The sequence below is a fragment of the Chromobacterium sp. FG89 genome, assembly GCF_057808735.1.
Map to the genome: position 1 here is coordinate 12,587 of NZ_JBMDIQ010000011.1, position 25,542 is coordinate 38,128.

26 protein-coding genes are annotated in these 25,542 nt (G+C 69.0%); 12 read left to right on the plus strand and 14 right to left on the minus strand.

Translation table 11 applies throughout. The annotated features are described in order from the left end of the window. Positions 1 to 16 precede the first annotated feature (16 nt). The 7 genes from ACODRW_RS12380 to phnG are packed head-to-tail and all read right to left on the minus strand — an operon-like array spanning position 17 to position 5,608. Entirely contained in the window at positions 17 to 1,165 is a 1,149-nt protein-coding gene (locus ACODRW_RS12380) for an alpha-D-ribose 1-methylphosphonate 5-triphosphate diphosphatase (protein WP_486635526.1), read from the minus strand. Continuing rightward, positions 1,162 to 1,869 (minus strand): phosphonate C-P lyase system protein PhnL, encoded by a 708-nt coding sequence (gene phnL, locus ACODRW_RS12385; protein ID WP_227104137.1) that lies wholly within the window; start codon positions 1,867 to 1,869, stop codon positions 1,162 to 1,164. Before phnL ends, ACODRW_RS12380 begins: the two co-directional genes overlap by 4 nt. A gap of 4 nt (positions 1,870 to 1,873) precedes the next feature. After that, positions 1,874 to 2,647 carry a phosphonate C-P lyase system protein PhnK gene (phnK, locus tag ACODRW_RS12390; protein ID WP_488905854.1) on the minus strand — a complete coding sequence of 258 codons (774 nt, stop codon included), beginning with the start codon at positions 2,645 to 2,647 and terminating at the stop codon, positions 1,874 to 1,876. Then, positions 2,644 to 3,501 carry an alpha-D-ribose 1-methylphosphonate 5-phosphate C-P-lyase PhnJ gene (locus ACODRW_RS12395; protein ID WP_107799826.1) on the minus strand — a complete coding sequence of 286 codons (858 nt, stop codon included), beginning with the start codon at positions 3,499 to 3,501 and terminating at the stop codon, positions 2,644 to 2,646. The genes phnK and ACODRW_RS12395 overlap by 4 nt, the downstream gene beginning before the upstream one ends. After that, the gene (locus ACODRW_RS12400) at positions 3,498 to 4,583 is read right to left on the minus strand and encodes a carbon-phosphorus lyase complex subunit (protein ID WP_107799825.1); all 1,086 of its coding nucleotides are present in this window, start codon (positions 4,581 to 4,583) and stop codon (positions 3,498 to 3,500) included. Before ACODRW_RS12400 ends, ACODRW_RS12395 begins: the two co-directional genes overlap by 4 nt. A 1-nt stretch (position 4,584) precedes the next feature. Then, on the minus strand, positions 4,585 to 5,166 hold the full coding sequence (gene phnH / locus ACODRW_RS12405; RefSeq protein WP_488905855.1) for a phosphonate C-P lyase system protein PhnH: 582 nt from the start codon (positions 5,164 to 5,166) through the stop codon (positions 4,585 to 4,587). Between the two features lies 1 nt (position 5,167). Continuing rightward, positions 5,168 to 5,608, minus strand: coding sequence for a phosphonate C-P lyase system protein PhnG (gene phnG, locus ACODRW_RS12410; protein WP_107799823.1), 441 nt, complete (start codon positions 5,606 to 5,608; stop codon positions 5,168 to 5,170). A 168-nt stretch (positions 5,609 to 5,776) separates the two neighbouring features. Between phnG and phnF the strand changes: the two genes are divergently transcribed. The 4 genes from phnF (at position 5,777) to ACODRW_RS12430 (ending at position 8,378) form a co-directional block, all read left to right on the plus strand. After that, positions 5,777 to 6,499, plus strand: a complete 723-nt coding sequence (gene phnF / locus ACODRW_RS12415) for a phosphonate metabolism transcriptional regulator PhnF (protein WP_227104129.1) — start codon at positions 5,777 to 5,779, stop codon at positions 6,497 to 6,499. Further along, positions 6,499 to 7,191: a DUF1045 domain-containing protein gene (locus ACODRW_RS12420; RefSeq protein WP_488905856.1), complete on the plus strand. Its 693-nt coding sequence runs from the start codon at positions 6,499 to 6,501 to the stop codon at positions 7,189 to 7,191. Before phnF ends, ACODRW_RS12420 begins: the two co-directional genes overlap by 1 nt. After that, positions 7,181 to 7,750, plus strand: coding sequence for a phosphonate metabolism protein/1,5-bisphosphokinase (PRPP-forming) PhnN (gene phnN, locus ACODRW_RS12425; RefSeq protein ID WP_227104127.1), 570 nt, complete (start codon positions 7,181 to 7,183; stop codon positions 7,748 to 7,750). Before ACODRW_RS12420 ends, phnN begins: the two co-directional genes overlap by 11 nt. 298 nt (positions 7,751 to 8,048) lie before the next feature. Beyond that, positions 8,049 to 8,378, plus strand: a complete 330-nt coding sequence (locus ACODRW_RS12430; protein WP_107799819.1) for a hypothetical protein — start codon at positions 8,049 to 8,051, stop codon at positions 8,376 to 8,378. 62 nt (positions 8,379 to 8,440) lie between these two features. On the opposite strand, the gene ACODRW_RS12435 is transcribed toward ACODRW_RS12430, so the two are convergent. Then, entirely contained in the window at positions 8,441 to 10,063 is a 1,623-nt protein-coding gene (locus ACODRW_RS12435; protein ID WP_107799818.1) for a sensor domain-containing diguanylate cyclase, read from the minus strand. Between the two features lie 76 nt (positions 10,064 to 10,139). After that, positions 10,140 to 10,787: a TetR/AcrR family transcriptional regulator gene (locus ACODRW_RS12440; protein ID WP_488905857.1), complete on the minus strand. Its 648-nt coding sequence runs from the start codon at positions 10,785 to 10,787 to the stop codon at positions 10,140 to 10,142. Positions 10,788 to 10,883: 96 nt separating this feature from the next. Here ACODRW_RS12440 and ACODRW_RS12445 point away from each other — a divergent pair, with 96 nt between their 5' ends. The 6 genes from ACODRW_RS12445 (at position 10,884) to ACODRW_RS12470 (ending at position 16,905) form a co-directional block, all read left to right on the plus strand. Beyond that, complete coding sequence (locus ACODRW_RS12445) at positions 10,884 to 11,564, plus strand: DAPG hydrolase family protein (RefSeq protein ID WP_107799816.1); 681 nt, start codon at positions 10,884 to 10,886, stop codon at positions 11,562 to 11,564. A gap of 155 nt (positions 11,565 to 11,719) precedes the next feature. Further along, complete coding sequence (locus ACODRW_RS12450; RefSeq protein ID WP_488905858.1) at positions 11,720 to 12,742, plus strand: putative 2-aminoethylphosphonate ABC transporter substrate-binding protein; 1,023 nt, start codon at positions 11,720 to 11,722, stop codon at positions 12,740 to 12,742. A gap of 213 nt (positions 12,743 to 12,955) precedes the next feature. Further along, positions 12,956 to 14,056: a putative 2-aminoethylphosphonate ABC transporter ATP-binding protein gene (locus ACODRW_RS12455; RefSeq protein ID WP_227104124.1), complete on the plus strand. Its 1,101-nt coding sequence runs from the start codon at positions 12,956 to 12,958 to the stop codon at positions 14,054 to 14,056. Continuing rightward, positions 14,050 to 15,747, plus strand: coding sequence for a putative 2-aminoethylphosphonate ABC transporter permease subunit (locus tag ACODRW_RS12460; protein WP_488905859.1), 1,698 nt, complete (start codon positions 14,050 to 14,052; stop codon positions 15,745 to 15,747). The genes ACODRW_RS12455 and ACODRW_RS12460 overlap by 7 nt, the downstream gene beginning before the upstream one ends. A 60-nt stretch (positions 15,748 to 15,807) precedes the next feature. Continuing rightward, positions 15,808 to 16,200: a DUF4280 domain-containing protein gene (locus ACODRW_RS12465; RefSeq protein ID WP_081545670.1), complete on the plus strand. Its 393-nt coding sequence runs from the start codon at positions 15,808 to 15,810 to the stop codon at positions 16,198 to 16,200. A gap of 204 nt (positions 16,201 to 16,404) precedes the next feature. Then, positions 16,405 to 16,905, plus strand: coding sequence for a hypothetical protein (locus tag ACODRW_RS12470; RefSeq protein ID WP_488905860.1), 501 nt, complete (start codon positions 16,405 to 16,407; stop codon positions 16,903 to 16,905). A 368-nt stretch (positions 16,906 to 17,273) separates the two neighbouring features. On the opposite strand, the gene ACODRW_RS12475 is transcribed toward ACODRW_RS12470, so the two are convergent. After that, on the minus strand, positions 17,274 to 18,098 hold the full coding sequence (locus ACODRW_RS12475; RefSeq protein ID WP_253314510.1) for a substrate-binding periplasmic protein: 825 nt from the start codon (positions 18,096 to 18,098) through the stop codon (positions 17,274 to 17,276). Between the two features lie 182 nt (positions 18,099 to 18,280). On the opposite strand from ACODRW_RS12475, the gene ACODRW_RS12480 reads away from it, so the two are divergent. Further along, positions 18,281 to 19,369 carry an agmatine deiminase family protein gene (locus tag ACODRW_RS12480; RefSeq protein ID WP_107799810.1) on the plus strand — a complete coding sequence of 363 codons (1,089 nt, stop codon included), beginning with the start codon at positions 18,281 to 18,283 and terminating at the stop codon, positions 19,367 to 19,369. Between the two features lie 60 nt (positions 19,370 to 19,429). Beyond that, the gene (locus tag ACODRW_RS12485; protein ID WP_253314509.1) at positions 19,430 to 20,392 is read left to right on the plus strand and encodes a LysR family transcriptional regulator; all 963 of its coding nucleotides are present in this window, start codon (positions 19,430 to 19,432) and stop codon (positions 20,390 to 20,392) included. 141 nt (positions 20,393 to 20,533) lie between these two features. On the opposite strand, the gene ACODRW_RS12490 is transcribed toward ACODRW_RS12485, so the two are convergent. From ACODRW_RS12490 to ACODRW_RS12505, 4 genes are read right to left on the minus strand one after another with little or no spacing between them, the layout of a single operon-like run. Continuing rightward, positions 20,534 to 21,505 carry a carbohydrate kinase family protein gene (locus tag ACODRW_RS12490; protein WP_488905861.1) on the minus strand — a complete coding sequence of 324 codons (972 nt, stop codon included), beginning with the start codon at positions 21,503 to 21,505 and terminating at the stop codon, positions 20,534 to 20,536. Continuing rightward, positions 21,502 to 22,974, minus strand: a complete 1,473-nt coding sequence (xylB, locus tag ACODRW_RS12495) for a xylulokinase (RefSeq protein ID WP_488905862.1) — start codon at positions 22,972 to 22,974, stop codon at positions 21,502 to 21,504. The genes ACODRW_RS12490 and xylB overlap by 4 nt, the downstream gene beginning before the upstream one ends. Before the next feature lie 55 nt (positions 22,975 to 23,029). Beyond that, positions 23,030 to 24,421 carry a D-arabinitol 4-dehydrogenase gene (gene dalD / locus ACODRW_RS12500; protein WP_488905863.1) on the minus strand — a complete coding sequence of 464 codons (1,392 nt, stop codon included), beginning with the start codon at positions 24,419 to 24,421 and terminating at the stop codon, positions 23,030 to 23,032. A 20-nt stretch (positions 24,422 to 24,441) separates the two neighbouring features. After that, the gene (locus ACODRW_RS12505) at positions 24,442 to 25,539 is read right to left on the minus strand and encodes an ABC transporter ATP-binding protein (RefSeq protein ID WP_488905864.1); all 1,098 of its coding nucleotides are present in this window, start codon (positions 25,537 to 25,539) and stop codon (positions 24,442 to 24,444) included. Positions 25,540 to 25,542 lie beyond the last annotated feature (3 nt).

Consider the following 25,542-nt stretch of genomic DNA (forward strand, 5'->3'; position numbering starts at 1 on the left):
GCGTGGACGCCGTTTATCAGAATACGCGCAGGCCGGCGCTCCACACTTGGCGCACCAGCGGAATGCCGTCCCGCTCGCGCGCCTGGACCAGGTCCGCGCGCTGGCCGACGGCGATGGCGCCGCGATCCGCCAATCCCACCGCCCGGGCCGGGTTGCGCGTGACGGTGGCGACGGCGCGGCTTGGGTTCCAGCCCGGCTGGCGGCCCAGCAGGTAGGCGGCGTGCAAGAGGCTGGCCGGCACGTAGTCCGAGGACAGGATGTCCAGCAGGCCGTGGCCGGCCAGTTCCAGGGCGGCGACATTGCCGGAGTGGGAGCCGCCGCGGACGATGTTGGGCGCGCCCATCACCGTCATCAGCCCCTGTTCGCGCGCGGCGCGCGCGGCGGTCAGGGTGGTGGGGAATTCGGACATGGCCACGCCGTCGCGCACCGCCTCGTCGATATGGCTGAGCTCGGTGTCGTCGTGGCTGGCCAGGGCGATGCCGCGCGCGCGCGCCAGTTCCACCACCGCCTGGCGGTGGCTTTCGGCGTAGCGGTCTTGCTTGAGCTTGCGTTGCTCCACCGCGGCGAGGAAGGTGTCGTCGTTCCAGCTGACGTTTTTCTTGGCGTAGTACTTTTTGTACTGCGCCAGGTCGCGGTATTGGCGCTGGCCGGGGGTGTGGTCCATCAGCGACACCAGACGCACCGCCGGATGGCCGATCAAGGGGGACAGCGCGTCCAGCAGCGTGGGATAGGCCAGTTCGCAACGCAGGTGGAACAGGTGCTCGGCGCGGAAGACGCGGCGGCGCATGCCGGCGTCTATCGCCTCGAAGGCGCTTTGCAGGGTGTCCAGCCGCACGCTGTCGCCTTCCAGATCGCCCACCGACAGCGCGTCCAGCACGGTGGTGATGCCGGCTGCCACGCATTGCGCGTCGTGGGTGACCACGGCCGGCAGCGTCGGCCACAGCACGCCGTTGCGCGGCATCAGGTGTTTTTCCAGATTGTCGGTGTGCACTTCCACCAGGCCGGGCAGCAGGTCGTCGCCGTCCAGATCTTCGCTGTGGGGCGGGGGGGCGCTCAGCGCTTGGGCATGGACGGCGGCGATCACGCCGTTGTCTATTTCCAGCGCGCCGCGTTCGACGACGCCGTCGGCCAGGATCAGCCGGGCATTGTTCAATATCCGTTTCATGCTAGGTGTTCCGATTTGTTTGCCAGCGGGACTTCAAACACGCGGTCGGCGACGGCGTCGCGGGTGGGTTCGTCGTGGAAGATGCCCACCAGCGCCGCGCCGCGCGCCAGCGCTTCGCGCATCAGTTCAATCACCACCGCGCGGTTGGCGGCGTCCAGCGAGGCGGTGGGCTCGTCCAGCAGCAGGATGGGCCGCGGCGCGATCATGCCGCGGGCGATATTGACCCGTTGCTGTTCGCCGCCGGAAAAAGTGGCCGGCGGCAGCCGCCACAGCCGTTCCGGTATGTTCAGCCGCGCGAGCAAAGCGCCGGCCTCGCGCCGCGCCGCGTCGGCGTCCACGCCCCATTCGCGCAGCGGCTCGGCGACGATGTCCAGCGCCGGCACCCGCGGGATGGCGCGCAGGAACTGGCTGACGTAGCCCAGGGTGTGGCGGCGGGCGTCTGCGATCTCGTGCGGCAAGGCGGCGGCCATGTCCAGCCAGGCGTCGCGGTGGCGGATGCGTATGCTGCCGCGCTCCACCAGGTAATTGGCGTACAGCGCCTTGAGCAGCGTGCTCTTGCCGGCGCCGGAAGGGCCGGCCAGCGCCACGCATTCGCCGGCGGCGGCCTGCAGGGAGACCTCGTCGAGCACCGGCAGCGTCAGGCCGCCTTGTTGGTGCAGGGTGAAAGTCTTGCTCACTTGCCTTGCGTCTATCAATAGCTTCATGGCTTCAGGCCTGCAGGATGGAGGATACCAGCAGCTGGGTGTACGGATGCTGCGGATCGTCCAGGATTTGATCGGTGAGGCCGGCTTCCACCACGCGGCCGCCTTGCATCACCAGCGTGCGTTGCGCCAGCAGACGGGCCACGGCCAGGTCGTGGGTGACCATGATGACGGCGATGCCGCTGTCGCGCACCAGTCTTCGGGTCAGGTCCAGGAAGCGGGCCTGCACCGAGACGTCCAGGCCGCCGGTGGGTTCGTCCATGAACACCAGCCGCGGATGGGTGGCCAGGCTGCGGGCGATCTGCAGCCGCTGCTGCATGCCGCCGGAGAAGGCGCTGGGCGTATCGTCCAGCCGCGAGCGGCCGATTTCCACCCGTTCCAGCCAGTCGCCGGCGGTCTGGCGCAGCCGGCCGTAATGGCGCTGGCCCAGCGCCATCAGCCGCTCGCCGATATTGGCGCCGGCGGAGACGTTCATGCGCAGGCCGTCGCGGGCGTGCTGGGACACGAAGCCCCATTCGCTGCGAGCCAGCCGGCGGCGCTCGGATTCGGCGATGGCGGTGAGTTCGTGCTCGCGGCCGTCGCGTTCGCGAAAGCGCGCGCTGCCGGCGTCGGCGGCCAGCTTGCCGGCCAGCGCGGCCAGCAGCGTGGATTTGCCGGAGCCGGATTCGCCGACCACGCACAGCACTTCGCCGGCGTGGAGATCGAAATCGACGCCGAAGCAGCCGTTGCCGTTGCCGTAGTCCTTGCCGAGGCCGCGGACGCTGAGTAGGGGCGGGTTCATTGCGGGCTTTCCTGTGTGTCGCGGCGCTGCCGGCAGTGGTCGCTGTCGGAGCAGACGTATTGGCGCGCGCCGGCGTCGTCGGTGATGATTTCGTCCAGATAGCTGTCGCCGGCGCCGCACAGCGCGCAGGCCTGTTCCCAGCGCTGCACCTGGAACGGATGGTCGTCGAAGGCCAGGCTTTCCACCCGGGTGTGGGGCGGGATCGCGTACAGCCGCTTTTCTCGGCCGGCGCCGAACAGCAGCAGCGCCGGACTCAGGTGCAGCTTGGGGTTGTCGAACTTGGGAATGGGCGAGGGCGAGGCCAGGTAGCGGCCGTTGACCAGCACCGGGTAGTCGTAGCTGGCGGCGATGTGGCCGTAGCGGGCGATGTCCTCGTACAGCTTGACGTGCATCAGGCCGTAATCCTGGTGGGCGTGCAGTTTGCGGGTTTCCTGTTCGCTGGCCTCCAGCGTGCGCAACGGTTCCGGTTCCGGCACCTGGAACACCAGCACCTGGCCGGCACGCAGCGGGGTTTCCGGGATGCGGTGCCGGGTCTGGATCAGGCTGGCTTCGGCGCTGCGGGTGGTGGTGGCCACGCCGGCGACGCGGGCGAAGAAGCGGCGGATATTGACCGCGTTGGTGGTGTCGTCCGCGCCCTGGTCTATGACCTTGAGCACGTCGTCGCGGCCGATCACGCTGGCCGTCACCTGGATGCCGCCGGTGCCCCAGCCGTAGGGCAGCGGCATTTCGCGGCCGCCGAAGGGCACTTGATAGCCGGGCACGGCCACGGCCTTGAGCAGGGCGCGACGCAGCATGCGCTTGGTGTTTTCGTCGAGGAAGCCGAAGTTGTACGCCCATGGCGCGGCGGTGCTCATGCTTGTGTCTCCTTGGCGGCGTGTTCGCGGCGCAGCTGGCGTATCAGCGACAGCTCGGCCTGGAAGTCGACGTAGTGCGGCAGCTTGAGATGCTGGACGAAGCCGGAGGCTTCGACGTTGTCGCTGTGGCACAGCGCGAATTCCGGCTGCTGCGCCGGCGCGTGCGCCGTTTCGCCCAGCTCGGCGGCGCGCAGGCTGCGGTCCACCAAGGCCATCGCCATCGCCTTGCGTTCGGCCTCGCCGAAGCTCAGACCGTAGCCGCGGGTGAACTGCGGCGGCGCGCTGCGGCTGCCGGCGAACTGATTGATCATCTGGCATTCGGTCAGGGTGATTTCGCCGATGTCGACGTCGAAGCCCAGTTCTTCCGGGCAGACCACGACGCTGACTTCGCCCATGCGGATTTCGCCGGCGAAGGGGTGGCTTTCGGCGTAGCCGCGCTGGGTGGAGTAGGCCAGGCCCAGCAGCCAGCCCTCGTCGCCGCGCGCCAGGTTTTGCAGCCGGGCGGCGCGGCCGGCCGGGAACAGCAGCGGCTCGCGGGTCAGGTCGGCCGGTTCCGGATCGCCCGGCGGCGGCGTTTCCGGTTCGATCAGCCCTTCCTGGGCCAGGGTGTCCAGCACGCAGGGCAGCCGTTCCGGCAGCGGCGCGTCCGCCAGCGTCGGCAGCGGCGGCTCGCCGGCCTGGGCCAGGCCGAAGTCCAGCAGCCGCTGGGTGTAGTCGGCGGTGGGGCCCAGCACCTGGCCGCCGGGCACGTCCTTGAAGGTGCCGGACACGCGTCGGCGCACCCGCATCGCCGCGGTGTCCAGCGGCCGGCTGGCGGCGAAGCGCGGCAGGGTGGTGCGGAAGGCGCGCAGCAGGAAGGCCGCCTCCACGCAGTCGCCGGCCGCCTGTTTCAGCGCCAGCGCCGCCAGCTCCTCGTCGTACAGCGAACCTTCCTGCATCGTCCTGGCCAGCGCCAGCCGCAATTGGCCGCGGATCTGGGCGAGGCTCAGTTCCGGCGTCGCCGCGTCGCCGCGGCGCTTGGCGGCCAGCAAGTCCCAGGAGCGGGCGATGGCGGTTTCTCCGCCTTTGACGGCTACGTACATCTCAACCCTCCTTGACGCGGGTGCTGCGCGGCAGGCCGGCCACGCGCTCGCCGCAGATCAGAAAAATGTCCACGCCCAGCGGAAAACGGGCGTGATTGTCCCGCCATTGCCGCCAGAAATCGTCCGGCGCGCCGTTCACGCCGAAACGGCGCGGCGCGGCGAAGCCCGGGCCGTCGGCTTCCACCTGTTCGGCGTTGAAGCCGGCGGTTTCCAGCAGCACGGTGGCGGAGCGGTCCGGGTATTCGGGCTCGCCGGCCTTGAGCGCGGCCAGCGGCGGCGGCGGCGCGCCCAGCGGCAGCACCACGAAGTCGGCCTGTTCCGGCGCGGCGGCCAGGCGCAGGCCGGTGTGGAAGCGCAGGCTGGCCAGGGTGTCCGCCGGCAGCGGCGGCAGCCAGACGCTGACGTCCTGGTCCAGCAGGGCATAGAGCAGGGCGGCGGTGGCCGGCATCAGGCCGGGCAGCTCGGCCGGCAGCGCCGGCAGCGTTTGCGGCAGCAGGGGTTCGGCCAGCGCGGCCAGCGCGGCGCGGAAGCAGCGCTGACTGTCGTGAACCGGGTCGGAGAAGGCGGCGCGCATTTCATTCATCTCATTCCCCCCTGACCAGGGTGAAGAATTCCACCTTGCTGGCGGCGGCTTCGCGCGCCGCCTGTTCGCGGCGCGCGGCGCGTTCGGCGCGCAAGGGCGTTATCCATTGCGCGAGCAAACCGTCCCGTCGCGCCGGGTCTTGCAGCAGCGCGTCGGCCTGGGCGATCAATTCGGCGTGTTCGCCGTTGCTGCCCAGCGCCCAGCCGTGGCCCAGGCGGCCGTTGATTCGGCAACTGGCGCGGCTGACGCTGGCTTCGCCCAGATTGAAGCGGGCGCCGCCGCCGCCGGCGCGGCCCTGCAGCATGACAAGGCCGGTTTCGGCGCGGCGCAGCCATTCCACTTGCGGCGCCGGCGGCAATTGCGGGCCCAGCAGCCGGCGCAGCCGCGGCGGCGGGGTGTGGGCCAGCACGCTGAGCCAATCTTGTCGGGTCGAGGTTTCCATATCGGGTATTCCCCTGTGCGGTTTCAACAAAAATTCATATAAACGTATAGACGTATCCATGATAATGGCCGGCGATAAGGCGCAAACAGCATGCGGCGATGAAGGTTTTGTGACGATTGGGTGGCGGGGCTAGACCTTGGCCGCCATGGGAACGAGAGGGCGTGAACGATGATTGAACGAGGTTCCGGGGTCGCCGTCTGGCGGCAGATAGAAAACAGCCTGGCCGAGGAGATCGCCAGCGGCGCGATCCGCGCCGGCGAGCAATTGGCCACCGAGCTGCAACTGGCCCAGCGCTTTCGCGTCAACCGCCACACCATCAGGCGCGCGGTGGCCACGCTGGTGGAGCGCGGCCTGTTGCGGGTGGAGCAGGGGCGCGGCACTTTTGTCCAGGACAATGCGATCGACTACGCGATCAGCAAGCGCACCCGTTTTTCCCAGAACATGGCCAGTCAGAACCTGAACTCGGACATCGACGTCCTGGCCAGCGACACGGTGCCGGCCAACGCCGAACTGGCCGATTTGCTGCAAGTGGCGGTGGGCGAGCCGCTGCTGCGCATCAAGACCCTGAGCCGGGTGGCGTTGCGGGTGGTGGACTGGGCGATCTTGTTCTTTCCGGCGGCGCGTTTTCCCGGCCTGCCGGAGATTTACCGGCGCGAGCGCTCGGTGACGCGCGCGCTGGCGCATTTCGGCGTAGACGATTACACCCGGCGTTTCACCCGCGTCAGCGCGCGGCTGCCGGACAGCGAGACGGTGGACTATCTGGGGCTGCCCAAGAACCGGCCGGTGCTGCATGTGAAGTCCTTGAACGTGGACCCGCAGGGGCGGCCGGTGCAATACGGGATCACCTGTTTCAACGGCGATCTGGTGCAACTGGTGATGGAGGAGGCCTGATGCGTTACGCGCTGTATTACGCGCCGCGGCCGGACAGCGCCTTCTGGCGCGCCGGCAGCGGCTGGCTGGGCCAGGACGGGCACAGCGGCCTGCAAGTGTTGCCGCCGCACGCGCCGGGTCTGGACGCCGAAGTCTGGGCGGAGCTGACCGCGGCGCCGGCCCGTTACGGATGGCACGCCACGCTGAAAGCGCCGTTCGCCTTGCGCGCCGGCGCGGACGAGGCGGCGCTGCTGGCGCGGACCGCGGCCTTGGCGCAACGCTTCCAGCCCTTCGAGCTGGCGCTGGAGGTGGCCTGGCTGGCGGATTTTCTGGCGCTGCGGCCGCCGGCGCCGCCGCCGGAGCTGGCCGAGCTGGCCGCCGCCTGCGTGGTGGAGCTGGAGCCCTTGGCCGATCGCGAATCGCCGCGGAAAACGCGCGCCGGCCTGGACCCGCGCCAGGAGCAGCTAAGCTTGCGCTGGGGCTATCCCTATGTGTTCGAACACTACCGCTTTCACCTGACGCTGAGCGGCAGGCTGAGGCTGGACAGCGCGACGGGGCGGGCGCTGGAACAGGCGGCGCGCCGGCATTTCTCCGCCTTCACCCGCGCGCGGGTGGACGGCGTGGCGGTGTTTGTCGAGCCGGCGGCGGGCGAGGCTTTCCGCTACCTCGCGCATTGCGGCTTTGACGGTCAGGTGGCGCGCTATGAAGCCTGAGCCCGGCGCGCTGTGGTATGTGATCGGCCCGTCCGGCGCCGGCAAGGACAGCCTGCTGGCTTATGCGCGGGCGCGGCTGCCGGCCTCCGGCCGGCTGGTGTTCGCCCACCGCTACATCACCCGGCCGGCCGACGCCGGCGGCGAGAACCACGTGGCCTTGAGCCGGGAGGAGTTTGAACAGCGCGAGCGCAGCGGCTGTTTCGCCCTGAGTTGGCGGCGGCATGGTCTGGCCTATGGCCTGGGCATGGAGGTGGCGTTATGGCTGGAACAGGGGCTGGACGTGGTGGTCAACGGCTCGCGCTCGGCGCTGCCGCTGGCGGCGCGGCGTTTTCCCGGCCTGCGGCCGGTGTGGGTCGTCGCCAGCCCGGCGGCGCTGGCGGCGCGGCTGGCCGGCCGCGGCCGCGAATCGGCCGAGCGCGTCGCCCTGCGGCTGGAGGAGGCCGCCGCGCTGACGCCGCCGCCGGACGCGGCGGTGCTGCAAAACGACGGCGAACTGGCCGAGGCCGGCGAGCGGCTGCTGCGGCTGCTGACGCGGGGCAGGGAGGCGGACTGTCCTTAATGCCTGGAAAACCGCGCCGGCGAAGCCGCCGCCGCTTGCTATAACCGGGGCAGTTCGCCGGCCGCGTGGCGGCGAGCCGCGCGCCGTCTCCGGCTGGCGGGACGCCGGAGAACGTGTTTACGATTTCGCGAGCTAAGGCGAGACAAGGCGAAAACCGCTGAGAAAGCGGAATGTACAGGTGGTACATGAGCATTTCGAAGTGGTTTTCAACGCTGTATCGCCGACGCGCAGCAGATCGTAAACAGGTTCTGAGCGGTGCGCATGCAATGGTCGTCCCGCCGTTGGCAGGAGAATGGATATGGCTTTGCAATCGAGAAACTGGCATGCCTGGCTGAACGTGATGCCGGGTCACCCCAAGAGCTTGCATGTGGCAGGCGACGTGGTGGTGGCCAACCCCGGCGTGGAGGCGCTGCTGTGCATGCGCGAGCCGCAAGGCATCAACCCGGCCATCCTGATGCTGGACTTGCACCTGGTGCAAAAGCCCGGCATGTGGCCGCAGGTGTTGGCGGTGGCGCACGCCCACTACGACAGGGTGCTGCCGCCGGGCGCGCCCAAGTACACGGCGGTGGAAGTGCTGCACAATAACGAGCGGGTGGCTTATATCGAGCCCATCCCCGAAATCGTATAGACAGCGGCAGTCACGGCGGCCTGGCAGGGCCGCCGGACGGCTTGCGGGATCGTAAACGGGTTTTACAGCGTGACGCTTTCGCAGCCGCTGCGGCCGGACTTCTTGGCCCGGTACATCGCCTGGTCCGCCGCCTGCAGCAGGCTGTCCGCGCTGCTGTCGCCGTTGCCCAGCGCGATGCCGACGGAAATGCCCAGCTGGCGTTGTTCGCCGCCGATGTCGAAAGGCGTTTGCATCGTCTCTATGCATTTGGCCGCCACGATGCGGGCCGCTTCCTCCGCGTCCTCGCCCAGATCGCCGATCAACAGCACGAACTCGTCGCCGCCGATGCGCGCCAGGGTGTCGGTCTGGCGCACGATGCCGCCCAGGCGCTGTGCCGCCTGCCACAACACTTTGTCGCCGGCCTTGTGGCCGTAGCCGTCGTTGATCTGCTTGAAGCCGTCCAGATCCAGAAACAACAAGCCCAGCCGGCTTGCATTGCGCTGCGCGCGCGCCAGCGCCATGGTCAGGCGGTCGGCCAGCAAGGCGCGGTTGGGCAGGCCGGTCAGGGTGTCGTGATGGGCCATGCGCGCCAGTTCCGCCTGATGCTGGTCCAGCTTGCTCAGCAGCCTGTTGAAGGCGGCCAGCAGATAGCCCACCTCGTCGTTGCGCTTGACCGGCAGCGGTTCCAGCGGCAATTCGCCGCGGGTCATGCGGTCCGCGTGGCTGGCGGCGCGGAACAGCGGGCGGAACAGCAGATACAGGCCCGCGCCTGCGGCCAGGGCGAACACCAGCACGGCGATCACCGCGTTTTTCAGCAAAAAGGCTTGCGCCCGTCCCACGGTGGCGAAGGCCTCGCTGCTGGGCAGCCGCGCCACCACGAACCAGCCGGTGCTGGGCACCGAGGCGATGGCGGAGACTTCCTCGCGCCCCTGGGCGTTGACCGTGATGCCCACGCCGCGAAACCCCGTCATCGCCCGGTCGTGCAAGGGATTGATCCCCGCCGGCGGCGTGGGTTTGAGCACCATGTCCGGCTGGGAGGAGGCGACGAAGATCTTGTCCTGCGGCGAGATCAGCAAAAAGCCGCTATTGGGCCCGCCGATGTGGGAGGCCAGCAGCAAGTCCATGAAGCCCGGCGCGGCCAGCGCGGTAATGCCGGCCAGCGCGCCTTGCGGGCGGCCGTCGCGCCAGGGCAGCGCCGCCGCCATCGGCAGCACCGGTTTTTTGCTGATGCGGCCGATAAGCGGGCGGCCGATGACGACGCGGTCCAGATTGGGCGGGCTGGACAGGGCGACGCGGATATAGTCCCGGTCGGAATAGTCCCGGCCCACGCGGCCGGGCATGGACGGATAGTCGGCGATGGCGCGCCCGTCCGGCGTCACCACGTACAGGCCTTGCGAGAACGGGCATTGGAAGTCGCAATGCAGGCGCAGCCAGGCTTGCAGTTCCGCCGGGCGTTGCAGCAGCTCCTGGGGCAGGCTGGCGGCCAACCGCTGAAGCAGGGCCTGGCGCTGCTGGATCTTGAAGTCCACGTCGCGGGCGACGTAGCTGGCCAGCGCCATCTGCTGGTTCTGCACCACCTTGCTCAAATCCTCGCGCAGAAACTGGCTGAGCGCGTAGTAGCGCGCCACCGCGCCGGCCACCACGATGCCCAGCGCCAGCAGCAGCAAGCGGGTAACGATGCTATCAAGGACGCGGCGCAGGCTCATGGTCGCAAATAAGGTTGTCTTCAAGACAGTTTAGTCAAGGTTTCGGGCCTTGTATGCCCGGGCCCGGCGGGGCGGCTCAGCGCGGCAGCAGGCCGGCGCAACACAGCGCCACCGCGGCGCGGATGCGCTCGCCGGGGTCATGCTCCGGCAGCGGCGGCGTCAGGCCTAGCGCCATCCGGCGCAGCGGCTCCGCTATCGTCATCGCCAGCAGCAGTTCGGCGGTTTGCGCCGGCTGCGGGCAGTGGATCAAGCCCTGTTCCGCCTGGCGTTCCAGCCAGCCGGCCAAGAGCGCGGCGCAGCGCTGCACGCCGTGCTCGGCGTACTGCGCCAGCGCCTGTTCCCGGCCGGGAAAGTCTCCTATCAGCAGGCGGAACAATCCCACCGCCTCGCGCGTGAGCACCTTGGCCGCCACGGTGTTCAGCAGCGCTTCCAAGGCCTGCGGCAGCGCGGCGGCCTCCGTCAGCGGCTCGCTCATCGGCGCGACGAAGGCGTCGGTCCAGCCGTGGATGACCGCGCCCAGCAACTGCTCGCTGTTGTCGGCGAAGCGGTACACCGTTTTCTTGGCCACCCCGGCCCGCTGCGCCACCGCCGCCATGGTGGCGGCCTGGTAGCCCTGGCTCAGCAAGAGTTCGGTGGCGGCGTCCAGCACCTGTTGCTTCAAAGCGTGTTCCGGCGCGGCGGGGCGGCCGCGCGCGCGCGGCGAGGCCTGATCCTGGCTTGACATCGGGGTAAGGTTTCCTCAATATGGAAACGCAATGCGTTTCTTAATTAACCAGCGCCGGCGTCGCGCCGCGCTGATCTTCAAGCCAAGGAGTGTACTGTGAATTCTCACTATGAAACATCTTACGATGAGCTGTTGCAGCCCGGCCCGCTGATGCTGGAAACCGGCGTGCGCCGTCTGGACGACGGCCGCTTGCTGGTGGCCGCGCGCACCGAAATGCCCGGCTGCGCCGGCCGCATGTTCGACTGGTGGTTCACCTTCTTCGATTCCACCCGGCACATCCGCTGGTGGCACCCGCACGACCATGTGGAGCTGCGCGGCTGGGACGGCCGCCGCCGCGCCGGCCGCGGCTATATCGGCTCCACCGTGCGCGCGGTGGAGGCGCTGGGCGAGATTCCGCCGGTGGCGGCGGTGTTGAAGTTCCACCCGCCGGAAACCTTCTTCGGCGCCGGCCGCTTGAGCGCGGCGCTGGCGCGCGGCGAGGCCTCGGCCGCGGTGTGCGCGCGCATCGCTTTCGGCAACGAACCGCGGCTCAGCGCCGACGGCGACCCGCTGGACGGCGAGATGGTGCACCTGACGCGGGACACCGCCCACGGCGCGGTGCTGCGCAGCCGCTTTTTGCTGGGCGCGGCCGACGGCAGCGGCGAACCGGTGCCGGAACGCCTGGGCCTGGAGCTGATGCGCCATTGCTACAACGAGTTCAGCTGCCTGGCGCGGTTCTTGCCGTCGCTGTATTACGGCGAGCACGCCAACGGCGAGAAAGGGCCGCTGGCCTGGTAGGCCGCCGCGCCGGCGGGCAGGACATCCAGCCGCGCAAGACAAGCTTCACCCGGCCGTCACCGCGCTGTCATCGGCGCGTCGTAAGGTGGCGGCTGATTGACGGACGGCGCATGGACCATGAGGTCTATACGTCTAAACCCATTGGAGCGATGTCGATGAAACAGCTGATTGTCCTGGCCGCCGGCCTGGCCCTGTCCGGCCTGACGGCCCCGCTGGCGCAGGCCACCACCACTCTGACCGTGTACACCGCGCTGGAGGCGGACCAGGTCAAGGAATACAAAGAGGCTTTCGAGAAGGCCAACCCGGACATCGAAATCCGTTTCGTGCGCGAATCCACCGGCATCATCACCGCCAAGCTGTTGTCCGAGAAAAACAATCCGCAAGCCGACGCGGTATGGGGCCTGGCCGCCACCAGCCTGATGATTCTGGACCAGCAGGGCATGCTGCAGCCTTACGCGCCCAAGGGCGTGGAAAAGCTGAGCCCGGAATTCGTCGACAAGGCCAAGCCGCCCAAGTGGACCGGCATGGACGTGTGGGCCGCCGCCCTCTGTTTCAACACCGTGGAAGCCGCCAAGAAAAACCTGCCCAAGCCGGAGAGCTGGGCCGACCTCGCCAAGCCGGTCTATAAGGGCCAGATCGTGATGCCGCATCCGGCGTCCTCCGGCACCGGTTATCTGGACGTGTCCGCCTGGTTGCAGATGATGGGCGAGAAAAAGGGCTGGGAGTATATGGACAAGCTGCACGCCAATATGGCCCAGTACGTCCACTCCGGCTCCAAGCCGTGCAAGATGGCCGCCGCCGGCGAGTATCCGATAGGCATTTCCTTCGAATACCGCGGCGCTCAGCTCAAGGAAAAGGGCGCGCCCATCGACCTGATCTACCCGAAGGAGGGCCTGGGCTGGGATCTGGAGGCCACCGCCATCATCAAGGGCAGCAAGAAGCTGGCCGCCGCGCAGAAGCTGGCGGATTTCTCGGTCAGCCTGCCGGCGATGCGTCTGTATGAAAAGAACTACGCGGTGCTGGCCATGCCCGGCGTGGCCAAGCCCAATCCCTTCATCCCCGCCGATTACGCCCAGCGTCTGAGCAAGAACAATTTCGCCTGGGCCGCCAAGCAGCGCGAGGCCATCCTGCGCGAATGGTCGCGCCGCTACGAAAGCAAGGCCGAACCCAAGAGCTGAGCCGGCTTCCGTCATTGCGCCGCCCGCCGGGCGGCGTCGTTTCTTTTTAAAAACCTGTTTACGATCTGCTGCGCGTCGTGGAGCGTTACATGGTGAGTGCGTCTTCAAAATGCTCATATACCGTGTGTGCGCTCCGCTTTTTCAGCCGCAACGCCTTGTCTCGCCCTTGCTCGCGAGATCGTAAACGGGTTCTAAGACACCCTGGAGTTGCGCATGAAACCGGCCGATAGCCTGGACGGCTTGTCCGAACACCTGTCCGTCCGCGGCCTCAGCCGCCGTTTTGGCGGCTTTACCGCTTTGGACGGCGTATCGCTGTCCATCCGCAAAGGCGAATTCGTCTGCCTGCTGGGCCCGTCCGGCTGCGGCAAGACCACTTTGCTGCGGCTGATCGCCGGGCTGGAACGGCCGGACGCCGGCAGCGTCCATTTGCTGGAGCGCGACATCACCGACGAGCCGCCGGCGCGCCGCGACTACGGCATCGTGTTCCAGAGCTACGCGCTGTTCCCCAATCTCAGCGTCGCCGACAATATCGCCTACGGCCTCAAGCCGCGCGGCGGCGGCGCGCGCCACGCCCGCCGCGTGCGCGAACTCCTGGACCTGGCGGGCCTGCCCGGCGCCGAGGACAAATACCCGGCCCAGTTGTCCGGCGGCCAGCAGCAGCGCGTGGCGCTGGCGCGGGCGCTGGCCACCTCGCCCGGCCTGCTGCTGCTGGACGAACCGCTGTCCGCGCTGGACGCGCGGGTGCGCGACAAGCTGCGCGACGAGCTCAAGGGCCTGCAAAAACGGCTGGGCGTCACCACGCTGATGGTGACCCACGATCAGGCCGAGGCGCTGGCCATCGCCGACCGGGTGGTGGTGATGAACGCCGGCCGCATCGAGCAGATCGGCACGCCGGCCGAAATCTACCGCCGGCCGGCCAGCCGCTTCGTCGCCGAATTCGTCGGCGCCGCCAACTGGCTGCCGGCGCGGCGGCGGGACGCCCACGGCGCCGCCGTCGGCAACTGCCTGCTGCGGCTGGACGCGCCCTTGCCGCAGGCCGAGGCGCTGACCTTGTTCCTGCGGCCGGAAGACATCATCGTCAAGGCGCGCTGGGACGGCGCGCCCAACACCTTGCTGGCGAGGGTGGCCGACATCAGCTTCGGCGGCGCGATGACCCGGCTGCGCCTGCAGCCGGAAGGCATGCCCGGCCAGCTGCTGCACGCTGAAATCTGCCCGTCCATGCTGCAACGCCAGCCGCTGACGCCGGGCGAGGTGGTGCCGGTGGAATTGCCGGCCGCGCTGCTGCGCGCCTATGCCGGAGAGGGCGCATGCTGAGCCGCGCCTTGCCAGGCCGGCGCGCGGCGCCGGCCGACGGCGAGCGCCGCGTCGCCGCCGCGTTGGTATGGACGCTGACGGCCTTGCTGGCCTTGGCGCTGGGCCTGCCGCTGCTGTTCATCTTCGGCAAATCGGTATTGGACATGGACGGGGGCTTCGTCGGCCTGGCCAATTTCGTCCAGGTGCTGGACAGCCCCGGCCTGATGCGCGCCGCCCGCCACAGCCTGTGGCTGGCACTGACCGTCACCGCCCTGGTGCTGCCGCTGGCCTTCGCCTTTGCCTGGGGCTTGAGCCGCAGCCGCGTCTGGGGCCGCGGCGTGTTTCGTCAGATCGCCTTGTCGCCGCTGTTGGCGCCGTCCTTGATGCCGGCCATCTCGCTGGTGTATTTGTTCGGCAACCAGGGCCTGCTCAAATCCTGGCTGGCCGGCGGCAGCGTCTACGGCTTTTGGGGCATGGTTTTGGGCGAAGCCTTCTATACCTTTCCACATGCGCTGCTGATCCTGCTGACCGCGCTGTCGGCGTCGGACGCGCGTTTGTACGAGGCCGGCCGCGCGCTGGGCGCCGGCGCCTTGCGTCGCTTTCTCACCATCACCCTGCCGGGCGCGCGCTACGGTCTGGTCTCGGCGGGCCTGGTGGTGTTCACCCTAGTGATCACCGACTTCGGCGTGCCCAAGATCGTGGGCGGGGACTACAACGTGCTGGCGGTGGAAGCCTTCAAGCAGGTGGTGGGGCAGCAGAACTTCCCGCGCGGCGCGGTGGTGGGCCTGATGCTGCTGTTGCCGGCGGTGTTTTCCTTCTTCATCGAGCGGCGGATGGCGCGTCGCCAGCAGGCGGCGCTCGGCGCGCGCGCGGTGCCGTTTTCGCCGGGGCCGTCGCCGGGCCGCGACCTGGCCGCCTGGCTGTTGCTGGCGGCGATCTCGCTGCCGCTGCTGGCCTTGCTGGGCGTCGGCGTCGCCGCCTCCTTCATCAAATACTGGCCTTACGACTTGAGCCTGACGCTGGCGCATTATCAGTTCGACAGCGTGGACGGCGGCGGCTGGAGCGCCTATTTCAACAGCCTGAAGCTGGCCTGCCTCACCGCCGGCGCGGGCAGCCTGCTGGTGTTCGCCGGCGCTTACGCCTGCGAGAAGCTGCCGGCCGCGCCGCTGGGCCGCGCGCTGCTGCGCTTCTTCGCCATGCTGCCGATGGCGGTGCCCGGCCTGGTGCTGGGTCTGGGCTATGTGTTCTTCTTCAACCATCCGGACAATCCGCTGCATGGGCTCTACGGCGGCATGACGCTGATGGCCGCCTGCACCATCGCCCACTTTTACACCACCGGCCACCTGACCATGAGCACCGCGCTCAAGCAGCTGGACGGGGAGTTCGAAGCGGTGGCCGCCTCGCTCAAAGTGCCGTTCTGGGTGACGCTGCGGCGGGTGAGCTTGCCGGTGTGCCTGCCAGCGCTGTTGGATGTGATGCGCTATCTCTTCGTGTCCGCGATGACCACGCTGTCGGCGTTGATCTTCATCGCCAGTCCGGACAACAGCCTGGCCGCGGTGGCCATCGTCACCATGGACGACGCCGGCGACACCGCGGCGGCGGCGGCGATGGCCACGCTGATCGCCTTGAGTTCGGCCGCGGTTTCGCTCTTGCTGCTGGGGCTGGAACGGCTCTTGTGCCGACGCGGCCAGGGCTGGCGCGGCCGCGCTTGACTGCGGTTTGCTTTGGCGTGACGATGTCATGTCTTGGCCCGCCGGAGTGAGGAGACGCGCATGGGATGTCCGCAAGTGTGCATGGGCGCGATGCTGCAATGCAGCTTCGGCGTCGCCCCCAGCAGCCTGGTGGTGTTGCCCGCCAACCGGGTGATGGCCGGCGGCGTGCCGGCCGCCAACATCATGGACAACGTGCCCATGCTCAACGTCATGCCCTTCGGCATGTGCCAAAGCCCGGCCAACCCGATGGTGGCGGCCGCCACCGCCGCCGCCATGGGCGTGCTGACGCCCATGCCCTGCATCCCGGTCACCGCCGCGCCGTGGACGCCGGGCGCGCCCACGGTGCTGATAGGCAATATGCCGGCGCTGGACAGCAACAGCATGCTGATGTGCAACTGGGGCGGGGTGATCAAGATCAACGCGCCCGGCCAGTTCACGGTGATGATTCCCTGAGAGCCGGTTCAAGGCCGCCGCGCTTCGCGGACACCCTCAATGCTCCCGCGCGCTATGACAGCTGACGCTTGTGCCTCCGTCTATAGGTCAGGCGGCCGACGGGCGGCGGCTTGATGAAAATCAAACGTTCAATTTAATTGGCATAATAATTTATTGGCTTCTTGCCGATCGGCATGAATCAACCTTCTCAAGCAAGGAGCCGTCATGAGCTTTTTCCATCGTCTCGCCGTCGCCGCACTCACCCTGGCCGCCGCTTCCGCCTTCGCCGTCACCATCACTCCGCCCGGTCCCGGCGGCGCGCCTATGCCGTTTTCCGCGGTGGGGCCGGCCAAGGTGGGCAAGTTCGGCATCGATCTGGACTGCAAGGCGGTGTTCAGCGGCACCGTGGACGGCTACGGCAATGTGGCCATCACCAGCGCCTCGTTCAGCGGCGGCGCGCTGTGCAAGGTGATCAAGCCCTCCGCCTCGCTCGCCTCGCCGTGGACCGGCCATGTGGACACCGCCACCCAGCTGACCTTGGACAATGTGGCGGTGAACGTGAAATCGCCGATCGCCGGCGGCCTGTGCGGGCCCACCAAGATAGTCGGCAGCATTGCCGATAACGGCAGCGAAACCGTGATCGGCCTGGACGCGGCCCAGCTGTCCGGCGGTTGCTCCATCAGCGCGACGTTGAGCACCACGCCCTATATGCGGGTCACGCCTTAGAACCTGCTTACGATCTGCTGCGCGTCGGCGATACGGCGTTAAAAACATGCTCAAAATGCTCATGTACCACGAGTACATTCCGCTTTTTCGCATGTTTTCGCCTTGTCTCGCTCTTGCTCGCGAGATCGTGAACAGGCTCTTAGAATCTGTTCATAGTCTGCTGCGCGTCGGCGATACGTCGTTGAAAATGGTTTTGAAATGCTCATGTACCACCTGTACATTCCGCTTTCTCACTCGTTTCCGTCTTGTCTTGCCCTTGCTCGCGAGATCGTAAACAGATTCTTAAAGTCTGCCGCAGGAACCCCTGACGCGCCGTACGGCGGCGTCAGGGGTTTTGTTTATGGGGGTGGGAGCCGGTGGCTTTCCATTTACCGGGCCGGCGTCTGGAGAAAGTGTTCGACGATGCGTTCGGTTTCGCCGGATTGCTTCATCGCCTGCAAGGCGGCCGTCAGTCTGCCGGCCAGCGAGGCCGGGTCCAGCCGCAGCGGGTAGTTGTCCGGGTTTAAGGGCTGGTCGGCGCGGTAATCCGGATTGGGCTGCGCGCGGTAAAAGCGGGAGTGTTTGGAAAAGCCCATATGCATGGCTTGCCAGGGCTCCAGCGACGGGTGCAGCGTCAGCCCGGCCGGCCGCAGCCGCTCCCAGTAGAAGCGCAGCGTCAGTTCGTCGTAGATGTAGAAATCCGCCTTGCCGGCGCTGATCAGGCGAAAGGCGCGCTCCACATCCATTTCCGGCACTTGCAGCACCTTGATGCGCGCTTGCCACGGCAGGGGAATCAGGTCAGGGTTGCCCAGGCTGCGCAGCTCCACGCCATTGTCCAGATCGGCGTAGCCGCGTACCGCGGGGTGGCTGGCGCGGGTAATGACGACATGGCGCTCGCGCAGGCCGTTGGGCAGGAACAGGGCGATGGGCTCGCGCTCCGCGTTGTAGGTGTAGCCGGGATAGAAGTCCACCTCGCCCTGCGCCAGCGCTTGCAGCACGCGCTTCTTTGGCAGGCGCACCACTTTCAGCGTGCAGCCGATTCTTTGGCAGGCGCGGCTGTACAGGGTTTTATAGATGCCTTCGTCGTTGTCGTCGTCGATATAGGGACGCCGTTCATTGGTGCGGTAGCCCATCACCAGTTCCGGATCCTGCGCCAGGGCCAGGCGGGCCTGGGCCGCGATGACGGCGATGATGATGCAAAGCGCGAGACGCATGCCGGCCCCTCCTGTATTCCGTCTTCAGCTTATGTCATTCTTCCCGCCGGCGCGCGGCGGCGGCAAATACATGATAGAAATAGATAGGTTTCCGCAAAATTCATCGCTTTTTCAAATGCATGTCCGCTTGCACAATGCCAAGCACGGCCATGTGGCTGGAAACCGGCCTTGGAGACACGGCGATGAGCACTAGACGACAATTCCTGGGCGCAAGCCTGTTGACGGCGGGCGGCATGATGGCCGCCCGCGCTTGGAGCGCGGAGCCGAACGCGGCCGGCTACCGCATGCCGGACGAGGGCGAGGGCCACGCCGCCACCTGGATGGCCTTCGGTCCCAGCCTGGAGGTGTGGGGCACGAGTTTGCTGCCGGTGGTGCGGCGGGATCTGGCGCGAGTGGCCCAGGCCATCGCCGCCCACGAGCCGGTGCGCATGCTGACGCGGGCCGAGGACATGGCGCTGGCGGCCAAGCTGTGCGGCCCCAAGGTGGAACTGGTGGAGCAGCCGCTGGACGATCTGTGGATACGCGACAGCGGCCCGATCTTCGTCAAGGGCAAGGGCGGGGCGGCGGCGGTGGATTTCAACTTCAACGGCTGGGGCGGCAAGCAGGCGCACCGTAGGGACGCCAAGGTGGCGGCCGCGGTGGCGGCCAAGAGCGGCGCGCCGGTCGTGCGGACCTCGCTGGTGCTGGAGGGCGGCGGGATCGAGGTGGACGGCGAAGGCACCGCCATCATCACTGAAAGCTGCGTGCTCAACCCCAATCGCAACCCGGGCTTGAGCAAGGCGCAGTGCGAGCGCGAACTGCGCCGGCTGCTGGGCGTGGACAAGGTGATCTGGCTGCCCGGCATCGCCGGCCGCGACATCACCGACGGCCATACCGATTTTTACGCCCGTTTCGCCCGCCCCGGCGTGGTGGTGGCCGGCCTGGAGACGGATCCGCAGTCTTACGATTACCAGGTGACGCGCCGTCATCTGAGCCTGCTGCGCCAGGCGCGGGACGCGCGCGGCCGCAAGTTGGAGGTGGTGGTCTTGCCGGGGCCGGAGCGGGTGAGGCCGGAGTACGAGGGCCACGAGATGGCGGCCGGCTATATCAATTTCTACGTCTGCAACGGGGCGGTGATCGCGCCGGAGTTCGGCGACGCCAAGGCGGACCGCAACGCGGGCGCGGCCTTGCGCGAGCTCTTCCCGCAACGCGAGGTGGTGCAGTTGAACATCGACGGCATCGCCGCAGGCGGCGGGGGCATTCATTGCGCGACCCAGCAGCAACCGGCTTGAGCATGCGTTCACAGCCCGCTGCGCGTCCGCGCCGACCGGAAATCAGGAGGACATATTCGGATGGAGAGAGGCGATAACAGCGGCGGGCCGCAGGCGGCCGAGCGGGAAGACCCGGCGACGGGCGCGCTTGGCCGCCTGCCCTCGCTGCGGCTGCTGACCGGCTTCGAAGCCGCCGCGCGCCTGGGCAGCGTTTCCCGCGCCGCCGAGGCGCTGCATCTGTCGCAGTCCGCGGTCAGTCACCAGATTCAACAGCTGGAGGCCTTTGTCGGCCAGCCTTTGTTCCAGCGAGTGGGCCGCGGCATCGAACTGACCTTTGCCGGCGAAATGCTGCAACAAAGCGTGCGGCGCGCGCTGGACACGCTGCGGCGCGGGCTGGACCGCATCGCGGTCTACACGGACCCGGGCCTGGTGGTGCTGGTGGGGCCGGCTTTTTTACTGCACGGCTGGCTGCAGGGACGCTTGGACCGGCTGCGCGCCGCCCATCCCGACATCGTGCCCTTGTTATCCATCGACGAGGAGCCGGGCCAGGCCGATGAGATCGACGTGGACATCGTCATCGGCCGGCAGCCGATGGCGACGGCCGGCTGGGAGGACGCGGCCTGGCTGCGCGAGGATTGGCGTTTCGTCGCCGCGCCGGCCTTGGCGGAACAGCTGGCGGCGTTGCCGGCCGAGCGCCATCCGCAGCTGGCGCGTTTGATCTGCCTGGAAAAGACGCGCATGCCGGAGGAGGCGGAGGCCGCGGTGCGGGCCTTGTCGCCGCGTTTCGGCGTCGCCGCCGTTTACGACGCGCCGCAGCTGGCGCTGGACGCGGCCCTGCGCGGCCACGGCATCGCCTGTCTGCCGTCGCCGGCCTTGGAGGAGGCGCTGGCCGAAGGCAGGCTGCGCGAGCTGGCCGGCTACCCGCGCCGGCCCGGCGCGCAATGGTGGTTGTCCCGGCCGCGCGACGCGCTGCGCAGCGAGGCGATGGCGAATCTGTTCGATTGGCTGCGGGCAGAGGGCGGCGGCGAGTCGGCGCCGCTTTAGAACCTGTTCACAGTCTGCCGCTATTCGTGAAACGCGGCGCGGCGAGCGCCGCTTCGAAATGCTCATGCGCCGCGAGCACATTCCGCTTTCTCCGCCGCAACGCCTGGCCTCGCCCTCGCTCGCGAGGCTTTGAACAGGCGCTTAGTCCGCCAGCTGCGCCCGTCGCGGCAGGTCCGGCCCGCGCCGCGCGCAGGTGAGGGCGGCGGCGTGCGTTGCGAAGCGGACCAGATCCTCGGTTTCCGCCCGGCTCAGCGCCGCCAGCCCGTCCGGGCTCAGCCGGCTCAGCGCCGCCAGCCCGTCCGGGCTCAGCCGGCCCAGCTCGGCCAGCCGGCACAGCAGCGCGGCCTGGAAGCTGTCGCCGGCGCCCACGGTGTCCACCACCTGGACGGCGGCGGCCGGCTGTTCCCATTCGCCGTGACGGCGGCTGAACACGCGCACGCCTTGTTCGCCGCGGGTCAGCAGCAGCAACTGGCATGGCGGGGCGAGCCAGCCGCGGGCGCAGGCTTCGATCTCCTGTCCCGGATACAGCAGGGCCAGATCCTCGGCGCTGACCTTGATCAGATGGGCGTGGCGGCGATGGATGTCCAGGCATTGCCGCCAGCGCGCCCGTTCCGGCTCCACGTTCAGCCGCAGATTGGGATCCAGCGAGATCAGCCGCCGGCCGCTTTCGCGGGCCGCCAGCGCTTGCAGCGCCTCGCCGCCGGGGCGGCCCACCAAGGCGTAGGAGCCGAAGTGGACGGCGGCGACTTCGTCGTCCAGCGTCGGCAGCTCCTCCGGGCGCAGGCTGGCTTCCGGCGCGCGCTCGCCGTAGAAGCCGTATTGCGGCTGGCCGCCTGCGTCCACGCTCACCATCGCCAAAGTGGTGGGCAGATCGCGTGGCAGCAGATAGCGTCCGTCCACCCCCTCCCGCTCCAACAGCCGCCGCAGTTGCGCGCCCAGATAATCGTTGGACAAGGGCGTCAGCAAGGCCGCGCGCCGGCCCAGCCGCGCCAGGCCCACGGCCACATTGAACGGCGAGCCGCCGGGCACGGCGCGGTAGTTCAGCTGCGGCCATTCCGCCGCGCCGGGTTCCAGAAAAAAATCGTACAGGGCTTCGCCGCAGCACAGAATCATGTCGGGGTCTCCGCAAATGAGGGGGGCCGCGCCTGGTAGAGGGCGCGAAAGTGACGCAGGCGAGCTTGCAAGGCCTGATGCCGGGCGGCGTCCGGCGCGCAGCGCGCCCGCAGCGGCGGTTTGGCGCAGACGGCGCCGAGGTCGCCGCCGTCCGCCAGCCAGCCCAGGCGGGCCGCGCCCAGCGCGGCGCCGGCTTCGCCGCCCTGATGGGTGAGGATTTCGGCGTCCAGCGCGTCGGCCAGCAACTGCGCCCAGAACGGGCTGCGCGCGCCGCCGCCCACCAGGGACAAGGCTCGCGGCGCGGCGCCGGCGGCGCGCAGCGCGTCCAGCCCGTCCGCCATGCCGAAGGCGACGCCCTCCAGCACCGCGTAGCCGAGCGCGGCGCGGCCGTGCGCCTGGCTCAGGCCCCAGAAGGCGCCGGGGGCGAAGGGGTCGTTGTGCGGAGTGCGCTCGCCGGACAAATAGGGCAGGAACACCGGCGCGGCGGCTTGCTCCGCCGGGCTCAGCCGCTCGACTTCCGTCAGCAGCGTCGCCTCGTCCACGCCGGCCAGCCGGCAGAACCAGCGCAGACAGCTGGCGGCGGACAGCATCACGCTCATCAGGCTCCAGCGCCGGGGCAGCGCATGGCAGAAGGCGTGCAGCGCCTGCGCCGGATTGGGGCGGAAGCGGTCGTCGACGACGAAGATCACCCCGGAGGTGCCCAGGGACAGGAAGCCGTCGCCCGGGGCGATCGCGCCGATGCCGACGGCGCTGGCCGCGCCGTCCCCGGCGCCGCCGGCGATCAGCGGCGGCTGAGCGATGCCCCAGGCGGCGGCCGCCGCCGGGCTCAGCCGTCCGGCCGGCGCCAGTCCCTCCACCAGCTGCGGCATCTGGCGGCGCGACAGTCCGCCGGCGTCCAGCAGCTCCTCGGACCAATCGCGGCGGCCCACGTCCAGCCACAAGGTGCCGGAGGCATCCGAGGTGTCGGTGATCTTGTCGCCGCTCAGGCGCAGGCGCAGATAGTCCTTGGGCAGCAGCACGGCGGCGACGGCGCGGAAGCTCTCCGGCTCATGCCGCGCCAGCCAGCGCAATTTGGGCGCGGTGAAGCCGGGCATGGCCAGGTTGCCGGCGACGGCGTGGAGCCGCGGCGCGGCGGCGGTCAGCTCGGCGCATTCGGCCACGCTGCGCAAATCGTTCCACAAGATGGCCGGCCGCAGCACCCGGTCCCGGCTGTCCAGCAGCACCGCGCCGTGCATCTGGCCGGACAGGCCGACGGCGCGGGTGGCGGCCAGCGCGGCCGGCGCCTGCTCGCGCAGCTTGGCGACCGCCGCGCAGGCGGCGCGCCACCAGTCTTCCGGGTCTTGCTCGGCCCAGCCCGGCCGCGGCCGCGACACGTCCAGCGCCGCGCCGGCGCTGGCGAGCGGGCGGTTGTCGCCGTCCAGCAGCACGGCCTTGATTTCCGAAGTGCCCAGATCAATGCCCAGATACATGGTTTTGTCCTTGGAGGGAGTGGCGGACGGCCGGATGGCGGCTCTCTCGCGCAGTCTATCCCCGTCCGCGGCCGTCCAGCCAGCTGTCCACCCGCGCCAATGCGGCGCGCAAGGGCGCGACCAGCGCCGGGCTGCCGGCCAAGGGGCCCCAGAGCGCCGGGTCCGCGCAGTAGGCGGCCACCGGGTCGGCGGCCGCCAGCATGCGATGGCAGGCGGCGATGTCCATGCTGCCGTCCCGGTAGGCGTAGCCCAGCCGGCCGGCGCGCCAGCGTTGCAAAAAGCGCAGGAACAGCGCCGGCAGCATGGCGCAGGCGTCCGGCCGGCGGCCGGCGGCGATGGATTCCCGCAGCGTGGGCGCGATGAAGCCGGGCAGTTTGGCGTAGCCGTCCGCCGCCACGCGCTGATTGCTGTCGCCCAGCGCCGGATTGCCGAAGCGCTCCAGCACGCTGTCGCGGTAGCCGGCCAGGTCCAGCGGGCTGGGGCTGAGGCAGGGGATCACGTCCTGGCTGACGTAGTCGTGAGCCAGTTGCCGGATGTCCGGGTCCGCCGCGCCCTGGTGGATGAAGTCCAGGCCCAGCAGGCTGCCGGCCCAGGCGATGCCGCTGTGGCTGGCGTTGAGGATGCGGATCTTGGCTTCCTCATAGGGCTGGACATCGGCCACCAGCTGCGCGCCGACGCGCTCCAGCGCCGGGCGGCCGGCGGCGAAGCGGTCCTCTATCACCCACTGGATGAAGGATTCGGCGGTGATCGCGCAGGGGTCGCGCCAGCCGGTGGCGGCGGCCACCCGCTCCGCCAGTTCCGGCGGCGGCCGCGGGGTGATGCGGTCCACCATGGCGTTGGGGCAGCTGCTGTGGCGGCGCGTCCACGCCAGCAGCTCGGTTTCCTGGCGCAGGGTCAGAAACTGTTCCAGGCCCTGGCGGAAGCGCTCGCCGTTGTGGCGCAGATTGTCGCAGTTGAGCAAGGTGAGCGCGCCGCCGCCGCGCGCCGCGCGCGCGCGCAAAATCGCGGCGACGGCGCCGTACAGGGTGTTGAGCCCGCCGTGCAAATCGTCCGCCAGCTCCGGGTTGGCGGTGTCCAGCGCCTGCTCCTGGTTCAGGTAGTAGCCGGCTTCGGTGACGGTGAAGGAGATCACCCGGGTGGCCGGGTGCGCGCCTTCGCCTATCAGCGCGCTCAGTTGGCGGTCCCAGGGCAGCACCGCGTCGATGGCGCGGATGCGCCGGTAGCGGCGCTCGCCGGCCGGGCTGACGGTTTCCAGCGTGTACTGGCCTTGCTGCGCCGCCAACTGCTCCAGCAGCGGGTTCAGGTCGGCGCGGATATTGCCGACGGCCAGCCGCCAGGGCTCGGCGTCGGCGCCGGCCAGTTGGTCCAGATAGACGGCCTGGTGGGCGCGGTGGAAGGCGCCGGCGCCGATGTGCAGCCAGCGCGGCGGGGTGGGGGCAAGTGTCATCGCGGGTTCCATGGCGGGGTTTAGCGCGGCAGGCGCGGCAGGGCCTGGCCGTCCTCGCGGAACAGGTGGCAGTGTCGCGGCAGGGCGCTGAAGCCGGTTTCGTCGCCGGCGGCGAAGTCCTGCGCGTCCGAGATCCGGCTGATCAGCGGCTCGTCGGCGTCCGGCGCCTCGGCGTACAGATAGGCGCAGTCGCCCAGGCTTTCCACCGCGGCCACGCGGGCGCGCAGCGCCGCTGGCCCGGGGGCCGGTTGCAGGTGTTCCGGGCGGACGCCTACGGCGACGGCGTCGCCGGGCTTCAGGTCTTGCGCCGTCACCGCCGCCAGCAGCTCGCCGCCGCCGTCCAGACGCACGGCCACGCCTGCCGGCTGGATGCTCAACACGCGGCCCGGCAGAAAATTCATCCGCGGCGAGCCGATGAAGCCGGCGACGAAACGGTTGGCCGGATGGTGGTAGAGCGCGCGCGGCGCGCCCACTTGTTCGACGCGGCCGGCCGACAGCACCACGATCTTGTCCGCCAGCGTCATCGCCTCCACCTGGTCGTGGGTCACGTAGATCATGGTGGTTTTCAGTTGCTGGTGCAGGCGGGCGAACTCCAGCCGCATTTTGACCCGCAGCGCCGCGTCCAGATTGGACAGCGGCTCGTCGAACAAGAACACCTTGGGCTGGCGGGTGATGGCGCGGCCTATGGCCACCCGTTGGCGCTGGCCGCCGGACAGGGCCTTGGGCTTGCGCTCCAGCAGGTGGTCGATGTGCAGGATGGCGGCGGCGCGGCGCACCGCGGCGTCGATCTCGGCGCGGCTCTTGCCGGCCAGTTTGAGGCCGAAGGCCATATTGTCGTACAAGCTCATATGCGGGTAGAGCGCGTAGGACTGGAACACCATGGCGATGCCGCGCTTGGCCGCCGGCACCTCGTTCATGCGTTCGCCGCCTATCTCCAGCTCGCCGTCGCTGATCTCCTCCAGGCCGGCGATCATGCGCAGCAGCGTGGACTTGCCGCAGCCGGACGGGCCGACGAAGACGACGAACTCGCCGTCGTCGATGTGCAGTTGAATATCGGACATCACTTCCGGACCGTCGCCGTAGCGTTTGCCGACATGGCGCAATTGGACGCTTGCCATGCG

What these genes read in the sequence shown, in the direction of transcription:
- ACODRW_RS12380 (WP_486635526.1), bottom strand. Translation starts at nt 1,165, where the DNA reads ATGAAACGGATATTGAACAATGCCCGGCTGATCCTGGCCGACGGCGTC.
- phnL (WP_227104137.1), bottom strand. Translation starts at nt 1,869, where the DNA reads ATGAAGCTATTGATAGACGCAAGGCAAGTGAGCAAGACTTTCACCCTG.
- phnK (WP_488905854.1), bottom strand. Translation starts at nt 2,647, where the DNA reads ATGAACCCGCCCCTACTCAGCGTCCGCGGCCTCGGCAAGGACTACGGC.
- ACODRW_RS12395 (WP_107799826.1), bottom strand. Translation starts at nt 3,501, where the DNA reads ATGAGCACCGCCGCGCCATGGGCGTACAACTTCGGCTTCCTCGACGAA.
- ACODRW_RS12400 (WP_107799825.1), bottom strand. Translation starts at nt 4,583, where the DNA reads ATGTACGTAGCCGTCAAAGGCGGAGAAACCGCCATCGCCCGCTCCTGG.
- phnH (WP_488905855.1), bottom strand. Translation starts at nt 5,166, where the DNA reads ATGAATGAAATGCGCGCCGCCTTCTCCGACCCGGTTCACGACAGTCAG.
- phnG (WP_107799823.1), bottom strand. Translation starts at nt 5,608, where the DNA reads ATGGAAACCTCGACCCGACAAGATTGGCTCAGCGTGCTGGCCCACACC.
- phnF (WP_227104129.1), top strand. Translation starts at nt 5,777, where the DNA reads ATGATTGAACGAGGTTCCGGGGTCGCCGTCTGGCGGCAGATAGAAAAC.
- ACODRW_RS12420 (WP_488905856.1), top strand. Translation starts at nt 6,499, where the DNA reads ATGCGTTACGCGCTGTATTACGCGCCGCGGCCGGACAGCGCCTTCTGG.
- phnN (WP_227104127.1), top strand. Translation starts at nt 7,181, where the DNA reads ATGAAGCCTGAGCCCGGCGCGCTGTGGTATGTGATCGGCCCGTCCGGC.
- ACODRW_RS12430 (WP_107799819.1), top strand. Translation starts at nt 8,049, where the DNA reads ATGGCTTTGCAATCGAGAAACTGGCATGCCTGGCTGAACGTGATGCCG.
- ACODRW_RS12435 (WP_107799818.1), bottom strand. Translation starts at nt 10,063, where the DNA reads ATGAGCCTGCGCCGCGTCCTTGATAGCATCGTTACCCGCTTGCTGCTG.
- ACODRW_RS12440 (WP_488905857.1), bottom strand. Translation starts at nt 10,787, where the DNA reads ATGTCAAGCCAGGATCAGGCCTCGCCGCGCGCGCGCGGCCGCCCCGCC.
- ACODRW_RS12450 (WP_488905858.1), top strand. Translation starts at nt 11,720, where the DNA reads ATGAAACAGCTGATTGTCCTGGCCGCCGGCCTGGCCCTGTCCGGCCTG.
- ACODRW_RS12455 (WP_227104124.1), top strand. Translation starts at nt 12,956, where the DNA reads ATGAAACCGGCCGATAGCCTGGACGGCTTGTCCGAACACCTGTCCGTC.
- ACODRW_RS12460 (WP_488905859.1), top strand. Translation starts at nt 14,050, where the DNA reads ATGCTGAGCCGCGCCTTGCCAGGCCGGCGCGCGGCGCCGGCCGACGGC.
- ACODRW_RS12465 (WP_081545670.1), top strand. Translation starts at nt 15,808, where the DNA reads ATGGGATGTCCGCAAGTGTGCATGGGCGCGATGCTGCAATGCAGCTTC.
- ACODRW_RS12470 (WP_488905860.1), top strand. Translation starts at nt 16,405, where the DNA reads ATGAGCTTTTTCCATCGTCTCGCCGTCGCCGCACTCACCCTGGCCGCC.
- ACODRW_RS12475 (WP_253314510.1), bottom strand. Translation starts at nt 18,098, where the DNA reads ATGCGTCTCGCGCTTTGCATCATCATCGCCGTCATCGCGGCCCAGGCC.
- ACODRW_RS12480 (WP_107799810.1), top strand. Translation starts at nt 18,281, where the DNA reads ATGAGCACTAGACGACAATTCCTGGGCGCAAGCCTGTTGACGGCGGGC.
- ACODRW_RS12485 (WP_253314509.1), top strand. Translation starts at nt 19,430, where the DNA reads ATGGAGAGAGGCGATAACAGCGGCGGGCCGCAGGCGGCCGAGCGGGAA.
- ACODRW_RS12490 (WP_488905861.1), bottom strand. Translation starts at nt 21,505, where the DNA reads ATGATTCTGTGCTGCGGCGAAGCCCTGTACGATTTTTTTCTGGAACCC.
- xylB (WP_488905862.1), bottom strand. Translation starts at nt 22,974, where the DNA reads ATGTATCTGGGCATTGATCTGGGCACTTCGGAAATCAAGGCCGTGCTG.
- dalD (WP_488905863.1), bottom strand. Translation starts at nt 24,421, where the DNA reads ATGACACTTGCCCCCACCCCGCCGCGCTGGCTGCACATCGGCGCCGGC.
- ACODRW_RS12505 (WP_488905864.1), bottom strand. Translation starts at nt 25,539, where the DNA reads ATGGCAAGCGTCCAATTGCGCCATGTCGGCAAACGCTACGGCGACGGT.